The following is a 17,022-nucleotide window of genomic DNA, read 5'->3' on the forward strand; positions in this document are numbered from 1 at the left end:
GTCTTGCAGGGGGAGAAAAAATGAGGCGATTTGGTTTTTTAATACTAGTGTCTGTACTATTTTTTAGTACGTTACCAAGTATTGGTTTTGCAGAAAAAAATACAACTGATCTAAGAAAAGAAATGATTTATCGAATTTTAATTGATCGTTTTTTTGATGGTAATCCTATGAATGATAAAAATACAGACCCGAAAGATTTAAATAAATCTCAGGGTGGGGATTTAGATGGTATTACCCAAAAATTAGATTATCTTAAGGATTTTGGATATAATGCTATTTCTATATCACCTATTTTTGAGAATGACGCAAATTCATATGATGGATTCTCAGTCGTTAATTTTAGAAAAATTGATCCAAGGTTCGGAACAAATAAAGAACTTAAGAAGTTAGTTAAAGAAGCGCATAAACGTAATATAAAAGTTTATATTGATTTTGTTACAAATAATGCTTCGCCAAATAATGAACTTGCTAAAAAAACGGATTGGTTTAATCCTGAAAATAGTACAAGTTCAGAAAAGAAATGGATAAATGGGTTACCTGATTTTAATCAAGAAAATAATGAAGTAGCTAATTACTTAATTGAAACAGCTAAGTATTGGATGGATCAAGCTAATTTTGACGGATATAATTTACAAGAAGTAAATAATGTACCTGTTTCATTTTGGGAATCATTTAACAAAGAAATTAAAAAGAAAAATCCAAATTTCATTTTATTTGCTGATTTAAATGCTTCAAGTGATATAGATCTAAATAAATATAAAAATTTAGGTTTTAATGGAATTTATAATGTTGATTCAGTTGATGATTTAGCAAATACGTTTTCTTCACAAAATCAATCATTAACTGACATAATGAAGCAACAAGCGGATTTAAGTAAGCAGTTAGGTTCGACATTAATGATTAACTATTTAGATGATGAAATGACTAAGCGTTTTGTTTCAATAGCTCTAGCAAAAGGGCAGTATCCACCTTCAAGATTAAAGTTGGCACTTGCATATTTATTTACAACACCGGGGATTCCGTTGACGTATTACGGGACAGAAATTGCACTAAATGGCGGAAACATCCCTGATAATCGAAAAGGAATGGATTTCCGTACTGATGAAGATTTTTCAAAATATATTAAAAAGCTGACTGAATTAAGAAGAACTTTACCGTCACTTTCTGATGGTGATTTTGAAGTGCTTTATGATGATTCTAAAGGTATGACTTTAATTAAGAGACATTATAATGATGAAACTACGATCGTTGCAATAAATAATACTTCTCTTGATCAAAAGGTTCATGTAGATTTTGATGTTGTTAAAAAGTCTAATGAATTAAGAGGGATGTTAAGTGATGATTTGGTTCGTCCAAATAAAAAAGGATTTGATATAGTCCTTAAAAGAGAATCTTCAAATGTTTATGCAGTTGCACCTAAAACTAGTTTAAACATTGGAGTGATTATTGCAATTCCATCTATTTTTGTGGCGTTTATCATCTTTTTATGGTTTGCAAGAAGACCTAATAATGAAGAGAAATAAATACTAGTTAGCTTAAGCTTAGAATACTTGAGAAGATTACTGTCTTATTTAGTATTCTAAGCAAATTTTTAAAAAGATTTAATCCACTAGATTCCAGAATAATAAACGGGACATCGACTTGTGAAGGAAGATGTGGATTGTATCAAGAATCAATAATCTTTTAAATAGAGTCTACATCTAAAGAAGAAATGATAACGTTTACATTCATTCGTAAATAAGGGGAATTAAAATGACTATTACAATTAAGGATGTTGCGAAGAAAGCGAATGTAGCGCCTTCAACGGTGTCTCGAGTTATCTCAAACAACCCAAGAATTAGTGAAAAAACAAAAAGAAAAGTTAGAAAAGTAATGGATGAACTAAATTATCATCCAAATTTAAATGCAAGGTCATTGGCTAATCGATCAACGAAATCAATTGGATTAGTTTTGCCACCAGCATTAGATACATCATTTCAAAATCCATTTTTTGCAGAAGTAATTAGAGGTGTTACAGCGTATTCGAATCAAAAAGATTACTCTCTTTATTTTATTACAGGAAACAACGAAGAAGAGGTTGAACAAACTGTGATTAAAACAATTAGAGGTAGAAGAGTAGATGGAATTATTCTCCTTTACTCTAAGGAAAATGATAAGATTATTGATTATTTGAACGAAAATAACTTTCCTTTTGTATTAGTAGGGAAGCCTTATCATTCAATTGATGATATAACATATATTGATAACGATAATTATGCAGCTGCTAGAGATGTAACGAATTATTTAATTGATCATGGACATCGACAAATTGCGTTTGTTGGAGGAGATAGTAGTCTTCTTGTAACTCAAAACCGTTTACGCGGATTCCAAGATACAATGCAATTAAACGGACTTTCAGTAAATAAAGAAGAAATTATCTTTACATCATTTACGAGAGACGGTGGAAGAAAAGCAGTAAATCAATTGCTTGAATTAAAGGAGCTTCCGACTGCGATTGTTGTAACTGATGATGTATTAGCATTAGGAATTATAAGTGTATTAAGCGAACATAACATTTCAGTCCCAAATAATCTTTCAATTATTAGCTTTAATAATGCAATTTTTGCAGAATTAGCAAATCCACCATTAACATCAGTAGATATTAATATTTATCAATTAGGCAATGAAGCAGCAAAAAATATTATTGCAAAAATTGAAGAACCAGATGGTACTGAAAAAAGTATTATCGTTCCATATAAAATAGTAGTCCGTGGCACATGTGTAAAGAATGAAAGATTAACCTTAGTTAGTAGCTAATTGAATTTATAAAAGTTAAAAAAGAGGATGATTCGTTTCATCCTCTTTTAAATATGTATATGCTTATCGGTAATTTAAAAATTGAACATCAACAGATAAATCTGCACCTTTTACAGCAGCGATAATTGCTTGTAAATCATCTCTACTTTTTGCAGTCACACGGATTTGATCATCTTGAATTTGTGATTTTACTTTTAATCCACTATTTTTAATGATTGTATTGATCTTTTTTGCATTATCTTTATCTATACCTTGAACTAATTTAGCTCTTTGTCTTACAGTACCACCCGAAGCACCTTCAACTTTACTGTAGTCTAGATTTTTAATTGGAACATTGCGTTTAATTAATTTATTAATTAATACGTCTTTTAATTGCTCTAACTTATAATCGTCATCAGAAACTAAAACTAGTTCTTCTTTTTCTAATGTGATTGAGCTTTTGCTTCCTTTAAAGTCATAGCGAGTTGCGATTTCTTTTGTAGCAAGTTGAATCGCATTCGAGACTTCTGGTAAGTCTACTTTTGAAACAATATCAAATGAACTTTCTTTAGACATAGATAGAATCCCTCCAATTCGTTAATACTTGTATTATAGTGTATGATAGACGAAGTAACAAACTTTCATTATGCATGATATAATAATTTTTAGTTTGGAAGTTTAGAGAGGATGTAACAAAGAATGAGTTTACAAGCAGGAGAGATTGTAACTTTAGTTTGCAGTCGAGAAACAGAGATTGGGTATATGCTTGTCCAAGATCAAGAAGAAGTATTTTTACATAAAAATGAGGCATCTGGTGAAGTTGAAATAGATCAAGAAGTAACTGTATTTTTATATCATGATTCTAAAGGTAGACTTTCTGCAACGATGGAAATGCCGTTCATTACAACAGAAGGATATGGATTTGCAAAAGTAGTCGATAAACTTGATGGAGTGGGTGTTTTTGTAAACATCGGCATTTCTAAAGATATTCTTTTAGAAAAAGGTGACCTTCCACCTCTTCAAGAAGTTTGGCCTGAAGCAGGCGATGAAATTTTTTGTACGTTAAAGCAAACAAACAAAGGCAGACTATTAATTAAAATTGCTACTGAACCAGTCATGAAAGAGTTCTCTGTACCTGCTGAACCTAGTATGCTTAATAAAAATGTTACAGGAATCATTTATCGTACTTTAAGAGTGGGTTCTTATATTTTAACTGATGAACGCTTCATAGGTTTTATCCATGAATCTCAGAGAAAAACTGAACCGCGCATTGGTGAAAGAGTAAGTGGACGCATTATTGATGTTAAAGATGATGGAAGTATTAACGTATCACTTTTACCAAGGGTGCATGAAGGATTAGATCAAGAAGCAAATGACATTTATGAATATATGATGAGTCGTGGTGGGGCAATGCCTTACTGGGATAAGAGTGACGCAGAGGATATTAAAGTAAGATTTAAAATTAGTAAAGCTTCATTTAAACGAGCGATGGGTAGATTATTAAAGGAAAATAAAATCTATCAAGAAGACGGTTGGACTTACGCTAAAGAACTGTTTGAGAAGAAAGAGCAATAATTAGTTTTTGAAACCATTTCACTTGGTGAAGTGGTTTTTTGCTATTTTTTTACAATTTACAGGCATACTAAACATATGAATGTTTAGGAGGCTTGTAGGTGAATGACAAAAAAGAATTGTTAATAAAAGTTCTTGTAGTAATATTTGGTGCATTTATGAATGCATTTGCGATGAATTGTTTTTTAATTCCCGTCAGTGTTTATTCAAGTGGTTTTTCTGGTTTAGCTCAGTTACTTACAAATTTATTAAATGATTTTACACCTTTTTCGGCTTCTACTGGTATTTTACTTGCGATATTAAATATCCCTGTTATCATTTTAGCATGGAAAAAAATAGGTCGATCTTTTACGTATTTTACGATTTTAAGCGTTGGAATCACGACGTTATTTTTAGAAGTAATCCCAGTAACGCCGCTATTCTCAAAAGATATTTTACTAAACGCTGTATTTGGTGGATTAATTGTTGCAGTTGGGATTGGATATACATTAAAGTTTGGTGCTTCAACAGGTGGATTAGATATAGTTGCACTAGTATTATCACGTTCGAAAGGAAAACCAGTTGGTACATACTTCTTCCTGTTTAATGCGTTAATTATTTTAACAGCGGGCTATATTTATGGAATGGAGAAAGCACTTTATACATTAATTAACTTATACGTAACGTCTAGATTCATTGATGCAATTCATACTAGTCATATCAAAGTAACTGCCTTTATTGTAACAACAAAAGGTGACGAGTTGCGTAAAGAAATCCATTCGAAGCTAGTGCGAGGAATTACTGCAATCAATGCGAAAGGTGCTTTTACGAATCAAGATAAACAAATTTTAATGATGGTACTATCACGGTATGAGTTATATCATCTATCGAAAGTCATTAAATCAGTTGATGAAAAGGCATTTACAAATATTGTTCAAACAATTGATGTTTTTGGAGAATTTAGGAAGTTTTAGGAGTGAAATTAACCGCTCAAAAATTAAATATTTACACTCTCCGAATGCTAGAACAGTCTCTTTTTTAGTTCTTTAAATGAGTGACTGTAAGTAAAGTGAAATGTAGGCATGATACATCTAAAATTAGATATTAATAATGGTATCGATCAAGAGAAAACTAAAGTAGGTGTTAATGCGTTTCAAGAGAAGAATGATTTAGTTGTTGATGTAGTTTTGGGGATTAGAACTGGAGTAAGTTGTTTTAAGATATTTAGGAGAAGTCAAAAAATAGCGTGACTTCTCCTAAAGAAATTTAATTAATTATTTTATTCAGTAGCATTGAAATATCTTTTTTAAAAATTGATATTAGAGTTAATAAACAGATAGAAGTTATGAATAAAAAATATTTATCAAAATAATGATCTGTATGGATAACAATGCTTCCAAATATAAATAAAACTATAGCTCCTAGGAAGTACTTCGAGCTATTTGGAAAGAATTTTGTTAAATAATAGAATCCTAGAAGGAGAATTAGGTAAAGAATAACTTGTGCTAGCATTGAACTCAAGAGATATCACCTCATTATCTTTTCTTTGCATATACTGATGGTGGTGCAGGTAAATTAGTTTGACTGTTTCTTTGATTAGGTGGTTCTGGAATTACTTCTGCATGAGACTTCATTGGTATGATAGTACCTAAAATTGCTGCTATTATTATTATCTAATGAAAACATTACTATATTAATAGAGGTAGCAAGAGTTCTTATTTGATATATTGCATTTCAAATATGGACAGTACAATGTTGATTTATACTTTAATGTTTTGAGAAGAGGCTTTTTTTAATATGATTCATTAAAACTCCAAGTAAAAAGGACCATTCCAGTAATAATGATGGAATGGTTCTTTTTGTATTTTTTAAATGTGTCTGTCCACTATAATTATGCATTAAAATATTCCCCAAAAACCTTCTCCAATTTGTGGAGGGGAGTTGGCTATTGTATGGCAAATTTTTAAAATTGTTAAAACCTCTAAAAACACTTATATAATAGTGTTTCTAGAGGTTCTTTTAAAATATTTACATCGGTTAAATATTCTTAATAATAAGGCTTTTTCAAGTTTAGAAAGTTCTTATTGTCTTTCAGAAAGATTTAAATATACTTAAACTATTAGATGAAATTCTACATGTTTTGAATTGTTTAAAACGTTTTTTAAATATTAAAGATGATCGACACTTTTAGAAAAAGATTTCTTACCAGCCTGTGCATTTTTGCTTTCTTGTGCATTTTTCTTTTCTCTTATAGCGTTATTATCTTTTGCTTTTTTGTCATTATCACTAGTAGGCATATTTAAGCTCCTTTATAAAAAATGATAATGTTAGGATTGCCTTTATCACCTTAATTATGTATGTGTGTTCGTTTTTACATTTTGGCTTTTGTTAAACAACTATGATGTTCTACAGAGGCAAATTTTTTAATATAGAGAGAAGTTTTATTTTTTTGAGGAGGAAGCAGAGTTGGTGGAAAGAAATAAAGAGCTTTTATTCAAGCTGGTTGTAGTAATAATTGGTGGTTTCTTAAATGCGTTTGCAATGAATTGTTTTTTAATCCCTGCTAATGTTTATTCAAGTGGTTTTGCAGGTCTAGCGCAGTTGCTTTCAAATATTATTACTGACTACACTCCGTTTACTGCATCGACGGGGATTCTTTTAGCGTTATTAAATATTCCTGTTATCGTCTTAGCATGGAAAAAAGTTGGACGTTCCTTTACGTTTTTTAGTTTCTTTAGTGTAGGGATTATGACATTATTTTTGGAAATCTTACCTGTTAAACCGATTTTTTCTGATGATATTCTTCTTAATGCAGTTTTTGGTGGTTTAATTGCTGCGATCGGAATTGGAATGACATTAAAATTTGGTGGATCTACAGGTGGGTTAGATATTATCGCATTAGTTCTTTCAAAATCAAAAGGGAAACCGGTTGGAACCTATTTCTTTTTGTTTAATGCAATTATTATCATTACAGCTGGCCAACTATATGGAATGGAAAAAGCTCTTTATACTTTAATCAATTTATATGTTACTACTCGTGTGATCGATAGTGTTCATACAAGTCATGTTAAGCTAACGGCAATGATTGTCACTACAAAAGGTGAAGAGCTTAGAAAAGAAATTCATGCGAAACTTGTCCGAGGAATTACACAAATGAATGCTACTGGAGCATTTACTAAACAAGATAAAGATATTTTAATGATTGTTTTATCTCGTTATGAATTATATGATTTGGAAAGAATTATAAAAAGAGTAGATCCAAAAGCTTTTACGAATGTGGTACAAACCGTTGATGTTTTAGGTGAATTTAGAAAGATTTAAATAGATAAAGACTAGCAAAAAGTTTAAATTTGCTAGTCTTTTTTTTGTTTATTTCAATATAGGATTTTCAGGTTTTTGTTTTCCATTTATTTCATTAAAAATTGAAGCAGAACTTTGAGTACTCTCACTTAAATTATTATTATTAACTTGAAAACCGTACGACTCCATTAGTGTTTTAAATTCTCTAATTGTTAATGGTTTTGCATCCTCAGCTAATTCGAATCCTAATAAGCCATTTGGTTCTATTGTAGCAAACTTAATATCATCAAATTTATTAATTCCTTCATTTCGAATACGCATTTCTAATTGATCAACCGTTAAACGTAGCTTTTTTAAATTTTTAACATTCAACTTCCGGTTTTCTACTACAATTTTTGATTTTCCTGTAAAAAATTTTTCAAGAGTATTCGATTTCATCTGCAAATATTCTAATACAAGTAGAGTTAATACAAAAACTGTGGCAGCAACAATTGTTTTAGTTAAGCCTTTTTCAATAATTGGAGTAACGACAATTTCAATGATTAGATAAATACTTAATTAATTTTTCTTTTAATTTTAAGATTTATGCATTTGTTTCTAAATGATCAATGCTACTAATCACAATATTTCACTGAAATTTTAAAGTAATTTCTCAGCTTTTTGGTATAATTTAGGATAAGGATACTAAAAAGGTGGAGATTATTTTGAAAAAGGGATTGATTCTCTTACTAGCTTGTTCACTACTTCTTTCTGGTTGTGGTGCAAAGAGTGACAAGGAAATAAAACCAACACCAAGTACAAAACAAACTGTAGGTCAAAGTAATGAGATTGACGTTGAAAAGCTTTCACCAACACTTGAAATTACAGAAGCTAATGGGCTTGTAAAAATGAAGTATTCATTACGTAATGATAATAAAATCTCTGCAAATTTTACATTCCCTTCATCTCAAAAAGTTGATTTTACAATTAAAGATGAAAGTGGACAAATAGTTTATCAATCATCTCGAGAAATGGTATATGCACAAGTCATTACAAATGTAGCGGTTCCTAGCGGGAAAACACAAGTTTGGGAAGAGCAAGTTAATTTTGCAAATAAAAACCTTCCATATGGGGATTATGAAATCACAGCAAATATCGTTGCAACAAAGGTTAATGAGAAGAATCTTAATGGAGAAATTAAACCAGTTACCCAAACAATTTCTTACAAGAAACTTCTTCAGTAAATAAAGAACAAACGAAAAAATAAAAAAACAACCAAAGGAGTATTCCAATGGTTGTTTTTTGTTTTTAATGCTTTAAATTAAGCATTAAAGCTTTGACTATTATTAGCTTTTCGCTCTTCTGCTTCGGCTAATGTAAAGTGATAAGGGAATTTTTCAGAGTACTTTGTAACAGAATCAGAACTTTGTTGAATAAAGCGCTTAGACTTATTACTTTTGCCCATTATGATTCCCTCCTAAATAGGAAAGCTTTTTGTTTTTGACTTCGTAAGAATTTCCAATAGTAATTGATCGATATCAAAAAGTGGATAATCCCTTTGGTGAAGTCCTTAATAGAATGCTCATTTAGCAAATTGTTATAAGTGGTTATTATTAGTTATCTTTGAAATTAATGACAAAGATGAATTATATTTTTAAGTTGAAAAAATCTTCTAGAAAAATTGCAATTCCATCATCTTGATTAGATAATGTCGTGTGGTTTGCAATATTCTTTAATTGATGAATTGCGTTATCCATAGCAACACCATGACCTGCATATTCAATCATTTCCAAATCATTGTCCTCATCCCCAAAAGCTATAATGTTTTTTCGAGGAATATTATAGAAAGAAGCTACTTTTTGTAGTCCTATTGCCTTATTCATGCCTGCTTTAACAATTTCGATTATATGATGAGGTGCTGCCCAACGACGGTGATCAATTACTTCAGCATGGACATTTGATAGGTGCTCACGAATGCTTGCAACATGAGACTCTTCACTATCGATTAAAAGACATGTTGGCGCTTGTGTAAGATTTATAACTAAATCTCCGTGGATTATATCTTCTTTTAAATAGTGGAAAAGTGGGAGAATCTCTTCTTCGTGTTTATCTGCGTATACATCGTCCATTACTTCAGCATACATATTTTTTAATTCATACTCTCTACAAGAACTAATTACCTCTTTTGCAACTTCTAAAGGTAATGATTCGTGAAAAACACCCCATGAATCATCTAGAGGGTGATGAACATAAGCACCATTAAAGTTTACAATTGGAGTTGTAAGTTTTAATTGGTCATAATACATTTTACTAGCTCTAAAAGGTCTACCAGTTGAAATGCATACTTCGTGACCCTGATTCTTTAACTGTTGGATCACTTTTAAAGTACGTTCGGATATTGTTTTTTCATCCGTTAATAAGGTGCCATCTAAATCTAGTGCAATTAAGTGTTTTGTTTTCATATTCATCACCTTTTATTTTTTAATGTTAATCTTTTTAAGAAAAAATATTATTGGATAAAAAGCCAATAATTACTAATGATACCATCTTTTTAAAAGAAAAAACTTTCTATTTAGAGGAACAATAAGAACCTAAAAAGAAGGAGGAATAGATTATGGGTCAAGCACATCAATTTCGACCAGGCGACAAAGCACCAAATAATGGGGTATACGTGGAAATCGGTGAAACAGGAAGCAACGTAACTCGCCCAAAACAAATTAAACTTCAGGCTGGAGAAGTTTTTCCAGATACACAAAACCATAATAGAAAATGGACATATAAATCCAAATTTAAATAATTGTGGATCATAGAAGAGTAACCAACAGTAGAAACTTAAAAGAGGTATAAAAAAAGCGCTTTCGATTAATTGATCGAGGGCGCTCTTTTATGCGTTTACAATATACAAAATATTGAATGTATTTATCAAAATTTTAGTATTTTATAAATTATCTAAATCTATAATTGATGACATATGTATATACCAAGTTGAACGTTTTTGGGTGCTACAACATATGTTATATATAGATTTTAGTGGTGTTTTGCAACAGGTTCGTTAGGAATTATTGCTTCGCTAAGAACTGAAATAGCTAAAGATAATACTACAGCCATAACTGAAGCAGTTGTGAAGTTATACTCTCCGCCAGTCATTGAACTTAAAACGTAAGCTCCCATTTGGCATAAAACAAAGCTCCAGAACAATGTCATAATAAAACGCACTCTAATCACTCCTATCTAGTTAGTTCTTATCATATTATATACCTAGAAATTTGATAATTGAAGTTATAATTAAAAAGTTTTAATTAAAAAAAGTAACTTAAGAATTTTTTATACCAATTTTATAATTCCCCAAAAATACTACATTAATAATAAGGTGATAGGAATGCCTGTAACTGAGAGATTTTTTAAACAAGAGGATCAATATGCAGTTATTCATCTACCTTTTAGACCGAATGGTTTCGGAGTACTCTATATCGGTGGGAATACTCATTACGTAGATAATGCACATAGTTGCTTATTGCAGCATTTTGATAAAAGAAAGTTATTATCAACTTTAACAGATGATGGGTACACAGTATTCACTTCAAATTTATATGGAAAAAATTGGGGTTCTGATGACGCTGTCGATTTAGCAGAAAGCTTATATCATTCAGTTATGAGAAAAGAAATTTTAAACCCATCAATTCATATAATTGGAGAAGGTACTGGTGCATTAGTCGTTTGTAAATTACTTGGCCTCTTAAAGGGTAAAGTCAGAAGTGTTTCATTATTAAATCCTTCGTTAAATTTAAAAAATGAATTAGATTTAGAAAGAGAAAATAAATTGTTCTATAAAAGAACAGTTCATGAAATTTTGAAAGCATATAAAGCGTCGGATATATATATGGTTATAGATAGAGAATGTTTTTTTTATGAAACAATCTCACCAATTAAAATATACACTACAACAAGAAATCATTATAAATGGAAAAGTGATATTAGACTTTTAGAAGAAGAGCGACATAAAAATAATTTACCGATTTCGATTTTGATTTCATTAGAAGAGAAAAAATTTGACTGTGGAAAAAACTTAATAAGGTTTTTAAAAAAATATCAGGATGTTTTATAGTCTCTATATTTTTTTTGAATAAATTTCCTAAAAGAAGGAGGTTAATAATGAAAAAGTGTGCTGTAATTGGATCCAGTGGATTTATAGGATATGAGTTAGTTTGCCAACTAATGGAATATAATGATGTTTCAGCAGTTGTGATGGAAAAAGGAAATGAAAGTGATTTAATAAGTGAAGAAAAAATCTTTTCAATCGGAAGGAATGCAAAGGTCATCTTTTTAGATGAAGAGCAATTTTTATTAGAGAATGAGCAATATGATACTATTTTTATATGTCATTTTTATGATGAACTAAAGTTAAAAGGCTCAATTAATAGTATAGAGTTTACAGAAAAACTATTTAACAATATCATTGGCAAAAGTAAGGATATTATCTTTTTATTATCTACCAAAAAAGAATTAGCTGATTTAGAAAGAACTGTTAATGAATTGAGTAAAAATATAGACTGCAATATTACTTATATTGAAATTCCATCTTTATATGGACCTTGGGAGCCGTCATCAGGCTTAGTACATGAATTGATTGTTCAAGAACTAGGAAAGAGGAATGTTTCCATAAAAAATGTATACGGTTCTAATGAAATTCTATTTGTAGAAGATGTTGGTAAAGCAATTCGAATAATTTCTGAGAAGGAATTAAAAGAACATAAATATATCATTACAGCTAAACAATGTATGTACTTACCAGAGGACGGGAATTTCACCAGATTACAAAATATGATTGATGGAATAAAGTTCGCTCAAATGAGAAACTATGTTGATGCAACTCCTTTTGTTATTATTAATACAACTTCATTTGAGGACGGTATACAAAAGCAAAAACAGCAAATTCAACAGCATTTTCATCTTTACTAATGAAATACATTACTCAAATAGGGAAATGGTTCATTTTGAACTATTTCCTTTTTTGTAGTAGAATACTATTCGTTTAAAAATTCGCTTGGGCTTTGAGGTTCGTCCAATTGAATGGTATTCTTTTTAAGAAATGATTCATCTTTTTTACATAGCCTGGATTTAAAAAGATAAAAATGTAGACAAAGTACATATTATTTCATAAAATTAGTACCAGGTAATAATAAGAAGACATAAAAATAATAAAGTAAGGCGGGGATATTAATGAATGCTGGAATTTTAGGTATTGGCTCATACGTACCCGAAAAAAAGTTAACTAATTATGATTTAGAACAAATGATGGATACTTCAGATGAGTGGATTGTTAGTCGTACTGGAATTAAAGAAAGAAGAATTGCTAGTGACGAACAAGACACATCTGATTTAGCATATGAAGCGGCAGTAGAAGCTTTAAAAGATGCAGATGTAAAAGCAGAAGAACTTGACTTAATTCTAGTTGGAACTGTTACTCCAGATAAGTCGTTCCCATCAGTTGCTTGTGTAATTCAAGAAAGACTTGGAGCTAAAAATGCAGCTGCAATGGATATTAGTGCTGCTTGTGCTGGATTTATTTACGGAGTTGTTACTGCAGCTCAGTTTGTAAAAACTGGTACATACAGTAGAATTCTAGTAATTGGTGCAGAAAAGTTAACTAAAATTGTTAACTGGGAAGATCGAAATACGGCAGTTTTATTTGGTGACGGTGCAGGTGCTGCAGTTATCGGTCCTGTAAGTGAAGGAAGAGGAATTCTTTCTTATGAATTAGGAGCGGACGGTACAGGTGGTAAACATCTTTATAAAGGTGGAGATCACTTAGTAATGAATGGTCGAGAAGTGTTTAAGTTTGCAGTTCGTCAAATGGGAGATTCTTGTGAAACTGTTTTAAAATTAGCAGGATTAACAAAAGAAGAAGTGGATTTCTTAATTCCACACCAAGCGAATACTCGTATAATGGACGCTGCAAGAGAAAGACTACAGCTTCCTAAAGAAAAAATGAGTGTAATTATTGATCGTCATGGTAATACATCTTCATCTTCAATTCCAATTGCATTAGTTGAAGAATATAAAAAAGGAAATGTTAAAGAAGACGATGTATTAGTATTAGTTGGATTTGGCGGCGGATTAACTTGGGGTGCAATTGCACTTCGATTCGGAAGATAATCTAATTGAAGGAGGATTTTTTAAATATGAAAAAAAGAGTTGTTATTACAGGTTTAGGTGCAGTATCACCTATTGGTAATGATATAAATACAGTATGGGAAAGTTTAATGAATGGAAAGAGTGGAATTGGTGTTCTGACTCGAAAAAATCCTGATAATTTCCCTGTTAAAGTTGCAGGAGAAGTAAAAGACTTTGATCCTGAAAAATATATTGATAAAAAAGAAGTAAAACGCATGGACCGCTTTACTCATTATGCAATTGCAGCTTCAAAAATGGCATTAGAAGATGCAAACTTTACAATTGATGAAGAAATTGCTCCTAAAGTAGGTGTTTGGATTGGTTCTGGTATCGGTGGTATGGAAACATATGAAGAACAGTTTAATACTTTCCAAACAAAAGGTGCACGTCGAGTAAGCCCATTCTTTATTCCAATGCTAATCCCTGATATGGCTTCTGGACAAGTATCTATTTTAACTGGTGCTAAAGGTCCTAATGGTTGTACAGTTACAGCTTGTGCTTCTGGTGCAAGCTCGATTGGTGATGCTTTCAAAATTATTCAACGTGGCGATGCAGTTGCAATGATTACTGGTGGTGCCGAAGCACCGATTACTGATATGGGTCTTGCTGGATTCTGTGCTGCAAGAGCTTTATCATTAAATCCAGATCCTGAAAAAGCTTGTCGTCCATTTGACAATGCTCGTGATGGCTTTATCATTGGTGAAGGTGCTGGGATTGTATTCCTTGAGGAATTAGAACACGCATTAGCTCGTGGAGCGAAGATTTATGCTGAAATCGTTGGATATGGAACAACGGGTGATGCACACCACATTACAGCACCAGCTCCAGGAGGAGAAGGTGGCGCACGTGCAATGAGAATGGCACTTGATGATGCTGGTTTATCAGTTGAAGATATTCATTACATTAATGCACATGGTACAAGTACTGAATTAAACGATAAATTTGAAACGATGGCAATTAAAGAAGTATTTGGTAAACATGCATACAATGTACCAATTAGTTCAACAAAATCTATGACTGGTCATATGCTAGGAGCAGCTGGTGGAATTGAAGCAATTATTACAGCATTAACAATCCATAATAAAGTAATAGCTCCAACGATTAATCACCAGGAAACTGATAGTGAATGTGATTTAGATTATGTACCAAATGTTGCTAGACCATTTAATGTAAAAGCAGCAATTTCTAATTCATTAGGATTTGGTGGACATAATGTAACTTTAGCATTTAAAGAATTTACTAAATAAGTTTAAAATTTATTTTGGACACGAAAGCTTAGGTCTTTACCTAAGCTTTTTTTTATTAAAAATCTCAGTGTAAAAAAAAGTAACTTTCACTAGTTAATTATCATACTTTAATTGTAAATTGAGGTGGTGATTAACTTGGGATAATGCCAACTTATAGATGGGTTGATTTTATTGAAGATAAACAAATGGTAATGAAAAAACTTTTACCATATTTTCCGAAATATAATGAGGAAAGTTTATATAAATATCTTCTTTCCCACGGTTTATCGAGGCTGTCAACTTTGAGTAAAGATGATCTGAAACAACTAGATGAAAAAAGTATATGGAAAAGCCTTTCTGAAGAGTTTGAGAAGTTAAAAAGAGAATTTAAAGGACCTGACCTTCCTATATTTATTTTACCTTGTCATAGAACGGGAAATATGTTTAAAAACACGACTTATCAAAGGGGTGGAATCGCACATAAAAATTGTATTTGTTTATTTTTGTCCCCTTTAGAAGGAATTTTACAACATAAAGCAGTATTATTACATGAGTATCATCATATTGTAAGATTGACAAAGTTATATAAAAACAAAAAGGTCACATTACTTGATGCTATGATTTTAGAAGGTTTAGCCGAAACTGCAGTTTTAGATCTGTATGGAGAAGCGGTTCAGGCACCATGGACAAATCAATATTCTTCCAAGCAATGTGAATTATATTATAAAAAATATTTAATAGATAAACTTGAGATAACAAGTAATGATGATAATTTTTCAAAATACTTGTATGGTGGGAACGGAATTCCAAAATTATTGGGTTACAGTGTTGGATACGACATTGTTAAAAGTTGTACAGAGCAGACAGAATGGTCAACTGATATCCTTTTACGAACGCCAAGTAAAAAGATTAAGGAAAATGCAATACATTATCTTTCGATTTGAATGCAAACAATTCCAGAGCAGATCAGAGCGTATATAATGTATTGCTTAGTATTAATGTATCAGAGAAGCTTTAATCGATGATATTTTAATGATTTATTGACTATTTTTTATTCAGTTTGTTAAACACTTTTTGTAATTCAGTGGAAAATGGAATAAATTAGTGAATCACTGACCATACTGAAAGTTACATACAGTTGTGAAGTGAGGGGTAGTAAATGTTGTATTTACATGATGTATGGGTCAATTGGTTTGAAGGTGAAGAAAATGGTTACAATGTCTGTCATTTTTTTGAATGGAGAAAAGATGATAGTGTTGAATTATTAGACCAAGTTCCAGTCATTAAAGTTACTCCAGAGTTATATCAGTATATTGAAAATGAACTATTAGAGCTTCCTTCCGGTCTATTAACTGAAGTGTTCCAAAAGTCTTATGTAAGAAAGAATCACGAGCGTATTCAGCTAGATTATTGCTTTGTAGTAACTGACGGTAATGGTATTATTGCGGTTGACACAATTGGGTATAATATTCCAATTCGAAAAAGCCGTTTAATACCTAGGCAAGAACAAATGGTGTATGATATGACAGCCGAGATTGAAGAAACTCACTATAATCTTCAAAATTTAGTAAATGATGAAACAAAAGAACATCATATACTGTCACCGTCGCCAATTATTATGAGCGGACTAACAAGAAAAGAAAGACAACTAAAGCAGTTATTATTTATGGCGCTAGATCAACTCCATTCATCAAAAAATCCATCGGAGATTCGCTATTGGTACACTGAGTGGAATCCAAGATCGTATCAACAAATTCAGGATTTGTCATTTGAGGACATTTGGTCCCAATTATATGACGAAATAAAGAGTGGATGGTCAGAGCGACATGAGCAATTATGTGGAAGAATCGTTAAAGGTCAACCTTTCTTTGAAAAACTATGGGAAATGGAACACGAACAAAAAGTAAACTAAAAGAGGTTATTTAAAATCGCCTCAAAACGAAAAGACCTACAAGGTGATAAGAGCCTTGTAGGTTTTTTAATGATTTATTGATATTACGTCCTTTTCCTTACTGTA

At 31.3% G+C, this 17,022-nt stretch carries 19 protein-coding genes; 13 read left to right on the forward strand and 6 right to left on the reverse strand.

Annotation, left to right across the window (positions count from 1 at the left end):
• Positions 1–20 precede the first annotated feature (20 nt).
• Together COJ46_RS17180 and COJ46_RS17185 are read left to right on the forward strand one after the other, a co-directional pair.
• Positions 21–1,523 (forward strand): alpha-amylase family glycosyl hydrolase, encoded by a 1,503-nt coding sequence (locus tag COJ46_RS17180; RefSeq protein ID WP_097973696.1) that lies wholly within the window; start codon positions 21–23, stop codon positions 1,521–1,523.
• A gap of 229 nt (positions 1,524–1,752) precedes the next feature.
• On the forward strand, positions 1,753–2,796 hold the full coding sequence (locus COJ46_RS17185) for a LacI family DNA-binding transcriptional regulator (protein ID WP_097973694.1): 1,044 nt from the start codon (positions 1,753–1,755) through the stop codon (positions 2,794–2,796).
• 63 nt (positions 2,797–2,859) lie between these two features.
• Here COJ46_RS17185 and COJ46_RS17190 read toward each other — a convergent pair whose 3' ends face one another.
• Positions 2,860–3,351, reverse strand: coding sequence for a YajQ family cyclic di-GMP-binding protein (locus COJ46_RS17190; RefSeq protein WP_097973692.1), 492 nt, complete (start codon positions 3,349–3,351; stop codon positions 2,860–2,862).
• Positions 3,352–3,474: 123 nt separating this feature from the next.
• Here COJ46_RS17190 and COJ46_RS17195 point away from each other — a divergent pair, with 123 nt between their 5' ends.
• A complete protein-coding gene (locus tag COJ46_RS17195) occupies positions 3,475–4,350 on the forward strand; it encodes a CvfB family protein (protein WP_097973691.1) in 876 nt (291 codons plus the stop codon).
• A gap of 98 nt (positions 4,351–4,448) precedes the next feature.
• Positions 4,449–5,300, forward strand: coding sequence for a YitT family protein (locus tag COJ46_RS17200; RefSeq protein WP_286133416.1), 852 nt, complete (start codon positions 4,449–4,451; stop codon positions 5,298–5,300).
• Positions 5,301–6,494: 1,194 nt separating this feature from the next.
• Here the strand turns inward: COJ46_RS17200 and COJ46_RS17205 are convergent.
• Complete coding sequence (locus tag COJ46_RS17205) at positions 6,495–6,623, reverse strand: DUF3941 domain-containing protein (RefSeq protein ID WP_097973689.1); 129 nt, start codon at positions 6,621–6,623, stop codon at positions 6,495–6,497.
• Between the two features lie 172 nt (positions 6,624–6,795).
• Here COJ46_RS17205 and COJ46_RS17210 point away from each other — a divergent pair, with 172 nt between their 5' ends.
• Positions 6,796–7,647 (forward strand): YitT family protein, encoded by an 852-nt coding sequence (locus COJ46_RS17210; protein WP_286133415.1) that lies wholly within the window; start codon positions 6,796–6,798, stop codon positions 7,645–7,647.
• Positions 7,648–7,695: 48 nt separating this feature from the next.
• Here COJ46_RS17210 and COJ46_RS17215 read toward each other — a convergent pair whose 3' ends face one another.
• Positions 7,696–8,064, reverse strand: coding sequence for a YetF domain-containing protein (locus COJ46_RS17215; protein WP_286133414.1), 369 nt, complete (start codon positions 8,062–8,064; stop codon positions 7,696–7,698).
• Positions 8,065–8,330: 266 nt separating this feature from the next.
• Between COJ46_RS17215 and COJ46_RS17220 the strand changes: the two genes are divergently transcribed.
• On the forward strand, positions 8,331–8,849 hold the full coding sequence (locus COJ46_RS17220; RefSeq protein ID WP_097973686.1) for a BsuPI-related putative proteinase inhibitor: 519 nt from the start codon (positions 8,331–8,333) through the stop codon (positions 8,847–8,849).
• A gap of 77 nt (positions 8,850–8,926) precedes the next feature.
• Here the strand turns inward: COJ46_RS17220 and COJ46_RS24560 are convergent, their stop codons facing one another.
• The gene (locus COJ46_RS24560) at positions 8,927–9,070 is read right to left on the reverse strand and encodes a hypothetical protein (RefSeq protein WP_172445653.1); all 144 of its coding nucleotides are present in this window, start codon (positions 9,068–9,070) and stop codon (positions 8,927–8,929) included.
• Positions 9,071–9,251: 181 nt separating this feature from the next.
• Entirely contained in the window at positions 9,252–10,067 is an 816-nt protein-coding gene (locus tag COJ46_RS17225) for a Cof-type HAD-IIB family hydrolase (protein WP_097973685.1), read from the reverse strand.
• Between the two features lie 152 nt (positions 10,068–10,219).
• On the opposite strand from COJ46_RS17225, the gene COJ46_RS17230 reads away from it, so the two are divergent.
• Complete coding sequence (locus tag COJ46_RS17230) at positions 10,220–10,402, forward strand: YjzC family protein (RefSeq protein WP_056473610.1); 183 nt, start codon at positions 10,220–10,222, stop codon at positions 10,400–10,402.
• Positions 10,403–10,632: 230 nt separating this feature from the next.
• Here the strand turns inward: COJ46_RS17230 and COJ46_RS17235 are convergent, their stop codons facing one another.
• Complete coding sequence (locus COJ46_RS17235; RefSeq protein ID WP_069032973.1) at positions 10,633–10,821, reverse strand: YjzD family protein; 189 nt, start codon at positions 10,819–10,821, stop codon at positions 10,633–10,635.
• 163 nt (positions 10,822–10,984) lie between these two features.
• Between COJ46_RS17235 and COJ46_RS17240 the strand changes: the two genes are divergently transcribed.
• The 6 genes from COJ46_RS17240 to COJ46_RS17265 all read left to right on the forward strand — a co-directional run bounded on the left by COJ46_RS17240 (position 10,985) and on the right by COJ46_RS17265 (position 16,917).
• Entirely contained in the window at positions 10,985–11,710 is a 726-nt protein-coding gene (locus COJ46_RS17240) for an alpha/beta hydrolase (protein WP_097973684.1), read from the forward strand.
• Positions 11,711–11,757: 47 nt separating this feature from the next.
• Positions 11,758–12,564 carry a hypothetical protein gene (locus tag COJ46_RS17245; protein WP_097973682.1) on the forward strand — a complete coding sequence of 269 codons (807 nt, stop codon included), beginning with the start codon at positions 11,758–11,760 and terminating at the stop codon, positions 12,562–12,564.
• Between the two features lie 261 nt (positions 12,565–12,825).
• Positions 12,826–13,761 (forward strand): beta-ketoacyl-ACP synthase III, encoded by a 936-nt coding sequence (locus COJ46_RS17250; RefSeq protein WP_069032976.1) that lies wholly within the window; start codon positions 12,826–12,828, stop codon positions 13,759–13,761.
• Positions 13,762–13,787: 26 nt separating this feature from the next.
• On the forward strand, positions 13,788–15,026 hold the full coding sequence (fabF, locus tag COJ46_RS17255; protein ID WP_097973681.1) for a beta-ketoacyl-ACP synthase II: 1,239 nt from the start codon (positions 13,788–13,790) through the stop codon (positions 15,024–15,026).
• Positions 15,027–15,211: 185 nt separating this feature from the next.
• Entirely contained in the window at positions 15,212–15,949 is a 738-nt protein-coding gene (locus tag COJ46_RS17260) for a DUF2268 domain-containing putative Zn-dependent protease (protein ID WP_176522443.1), read from the forward strand.
• 215 nt (positions 15,950–16,164) lie between these two features.
• Complete coding sequence (locus tag COJ46_RS17265) at positions 16,165–16,917, forward strand: YjbA family protein (protein ID WP_097973677.1); 753 nt, start codon at positions 16,165–16,167, stop codon at positions 16,915–16,917.
• The last annotated feature ends 105 nt before the right edge of the window (positions 16,918–17,022 follow it).

The sequence above is a fragment of the Bacillus sp. AFS077874 genome, assembly GCF_002566505.1.
GTDB lineage: Bacteria > Bacillota > Bacilli > Bacillales > Bacillaceae_G > Gottfriedia.

What these genes read in the sequence shown, in the direction of transcription:
- COJ46_RS17180 (WP_097973696.1), top strand. Translation starts at nt 21, where the DNA reads ATGAGGCGATTTGGTTTTTTAATACTAGTGTCTGTACTATTTTTTAGT.
- COJ46_RS17185 (WP_097973694.1), top strand. Translation starts at nt 1,753, where the DNA reads ATGACTATTACAATTAAGGATGTTGCGAAGAAAGCGAATGTAGCGCCT.
- COJ46_RS17190 (WP_097973692.1), bottom strand. Translation starts at nt 3,351, where the DNA reads ATGTCTAAAGAAAGTTCATTTGATATTGTTTCAAAAGTAGACTTACCA.
- COJ46_RS17195 (WP_097973691.1), top strand. Translation starts at nt 3,475, where the DNA reads ATGAGTTTACAAGCAGGAGAGATTGTAACTTTAGTTTGCAGTCGAGAA.
- COJ46_RS17205 (WP_097973689.1), bottom strand. Translation starts at nt 6,623, where the DNA reads ATGCCTACTAGTGATAATGACAAAAAAGCAAAAGATAATAACGCTATA.
- COJ46_RS17215 (WP_286133414.1), bottom strand. Translation starts at nt 8,064, where the DNA reads ATGAAATCGAATACTCTTGAAAAATTTTTTACAGGAAAATCAAAAATT.
- COJ46_RS24560 (WP_172445653.1), bottom strand. Translation starts at nt 9,070, where the DNA reads ATGGGCAAAAGTAATAAGTCTAAGCGCTTTATTCAACAAAGTTCTGAT.
- COJ46_RS17225 (WP_097973685.1), bottom strand. Translation starts at nt 10,067, where the DNA reads ATGAAAACAAAACACTTAATTGCACTAGATTTAGATGGCACCTTATTA.
- COJ46_RS17230 (WP_056473610.1), top strand. Translation starts at nt 10,220, where the DNA reads ATGGGTCAAGCACATCAATTTCGACCAGGCGACAAAGCACCAAATAAT.
- COJ46_RS17240 (WP_097973684.1), top strand. Translation starts at nt 10,985, where the DNA reads ATGCCTGTAACTGAGAGATTTTTTAAACAAGAGGATCAATATGCAGTT.
- COJ46_RS17245 (WP_097973682.1), top strand. Translation starts at nt 11,758, where the DNA reads ATGAAAAAGTGTGCTGTAATTGGATCCAGTGGATTTATAGGATATGAG.
- COJ46_RS17250 (WP_069032976.1), top strand. Translation starts at nt 12,826, where the DNA reads ATGAATGCTGGAATTTTAGGTATTGGCTCATACGTACCCGAAAAAAAG.
- fabF (WP_097973681.1), top strand. Translation starts at nt 13,788, where the DNA reads ATGAAAAAAAGAGTTGTTATTACAGGTTTAGGTGCAGTATCACCTATT.
- COJ46_RS17260 (WP_176522443.1), top strand. Translation starts at nt 15,212, where the DNA reads ATGGTAATGAAAAAACTTTTACCATATTTTCCGAAATATAATGAGGAA.
- COJ46_RS17265 (WP_097973677.1), top strand. Translation starts at nt 16,165, where the DNA reads ATGTTGTATTTACATGATGTATGGGTCAATTGGTTTGAAGGTGAAGAA.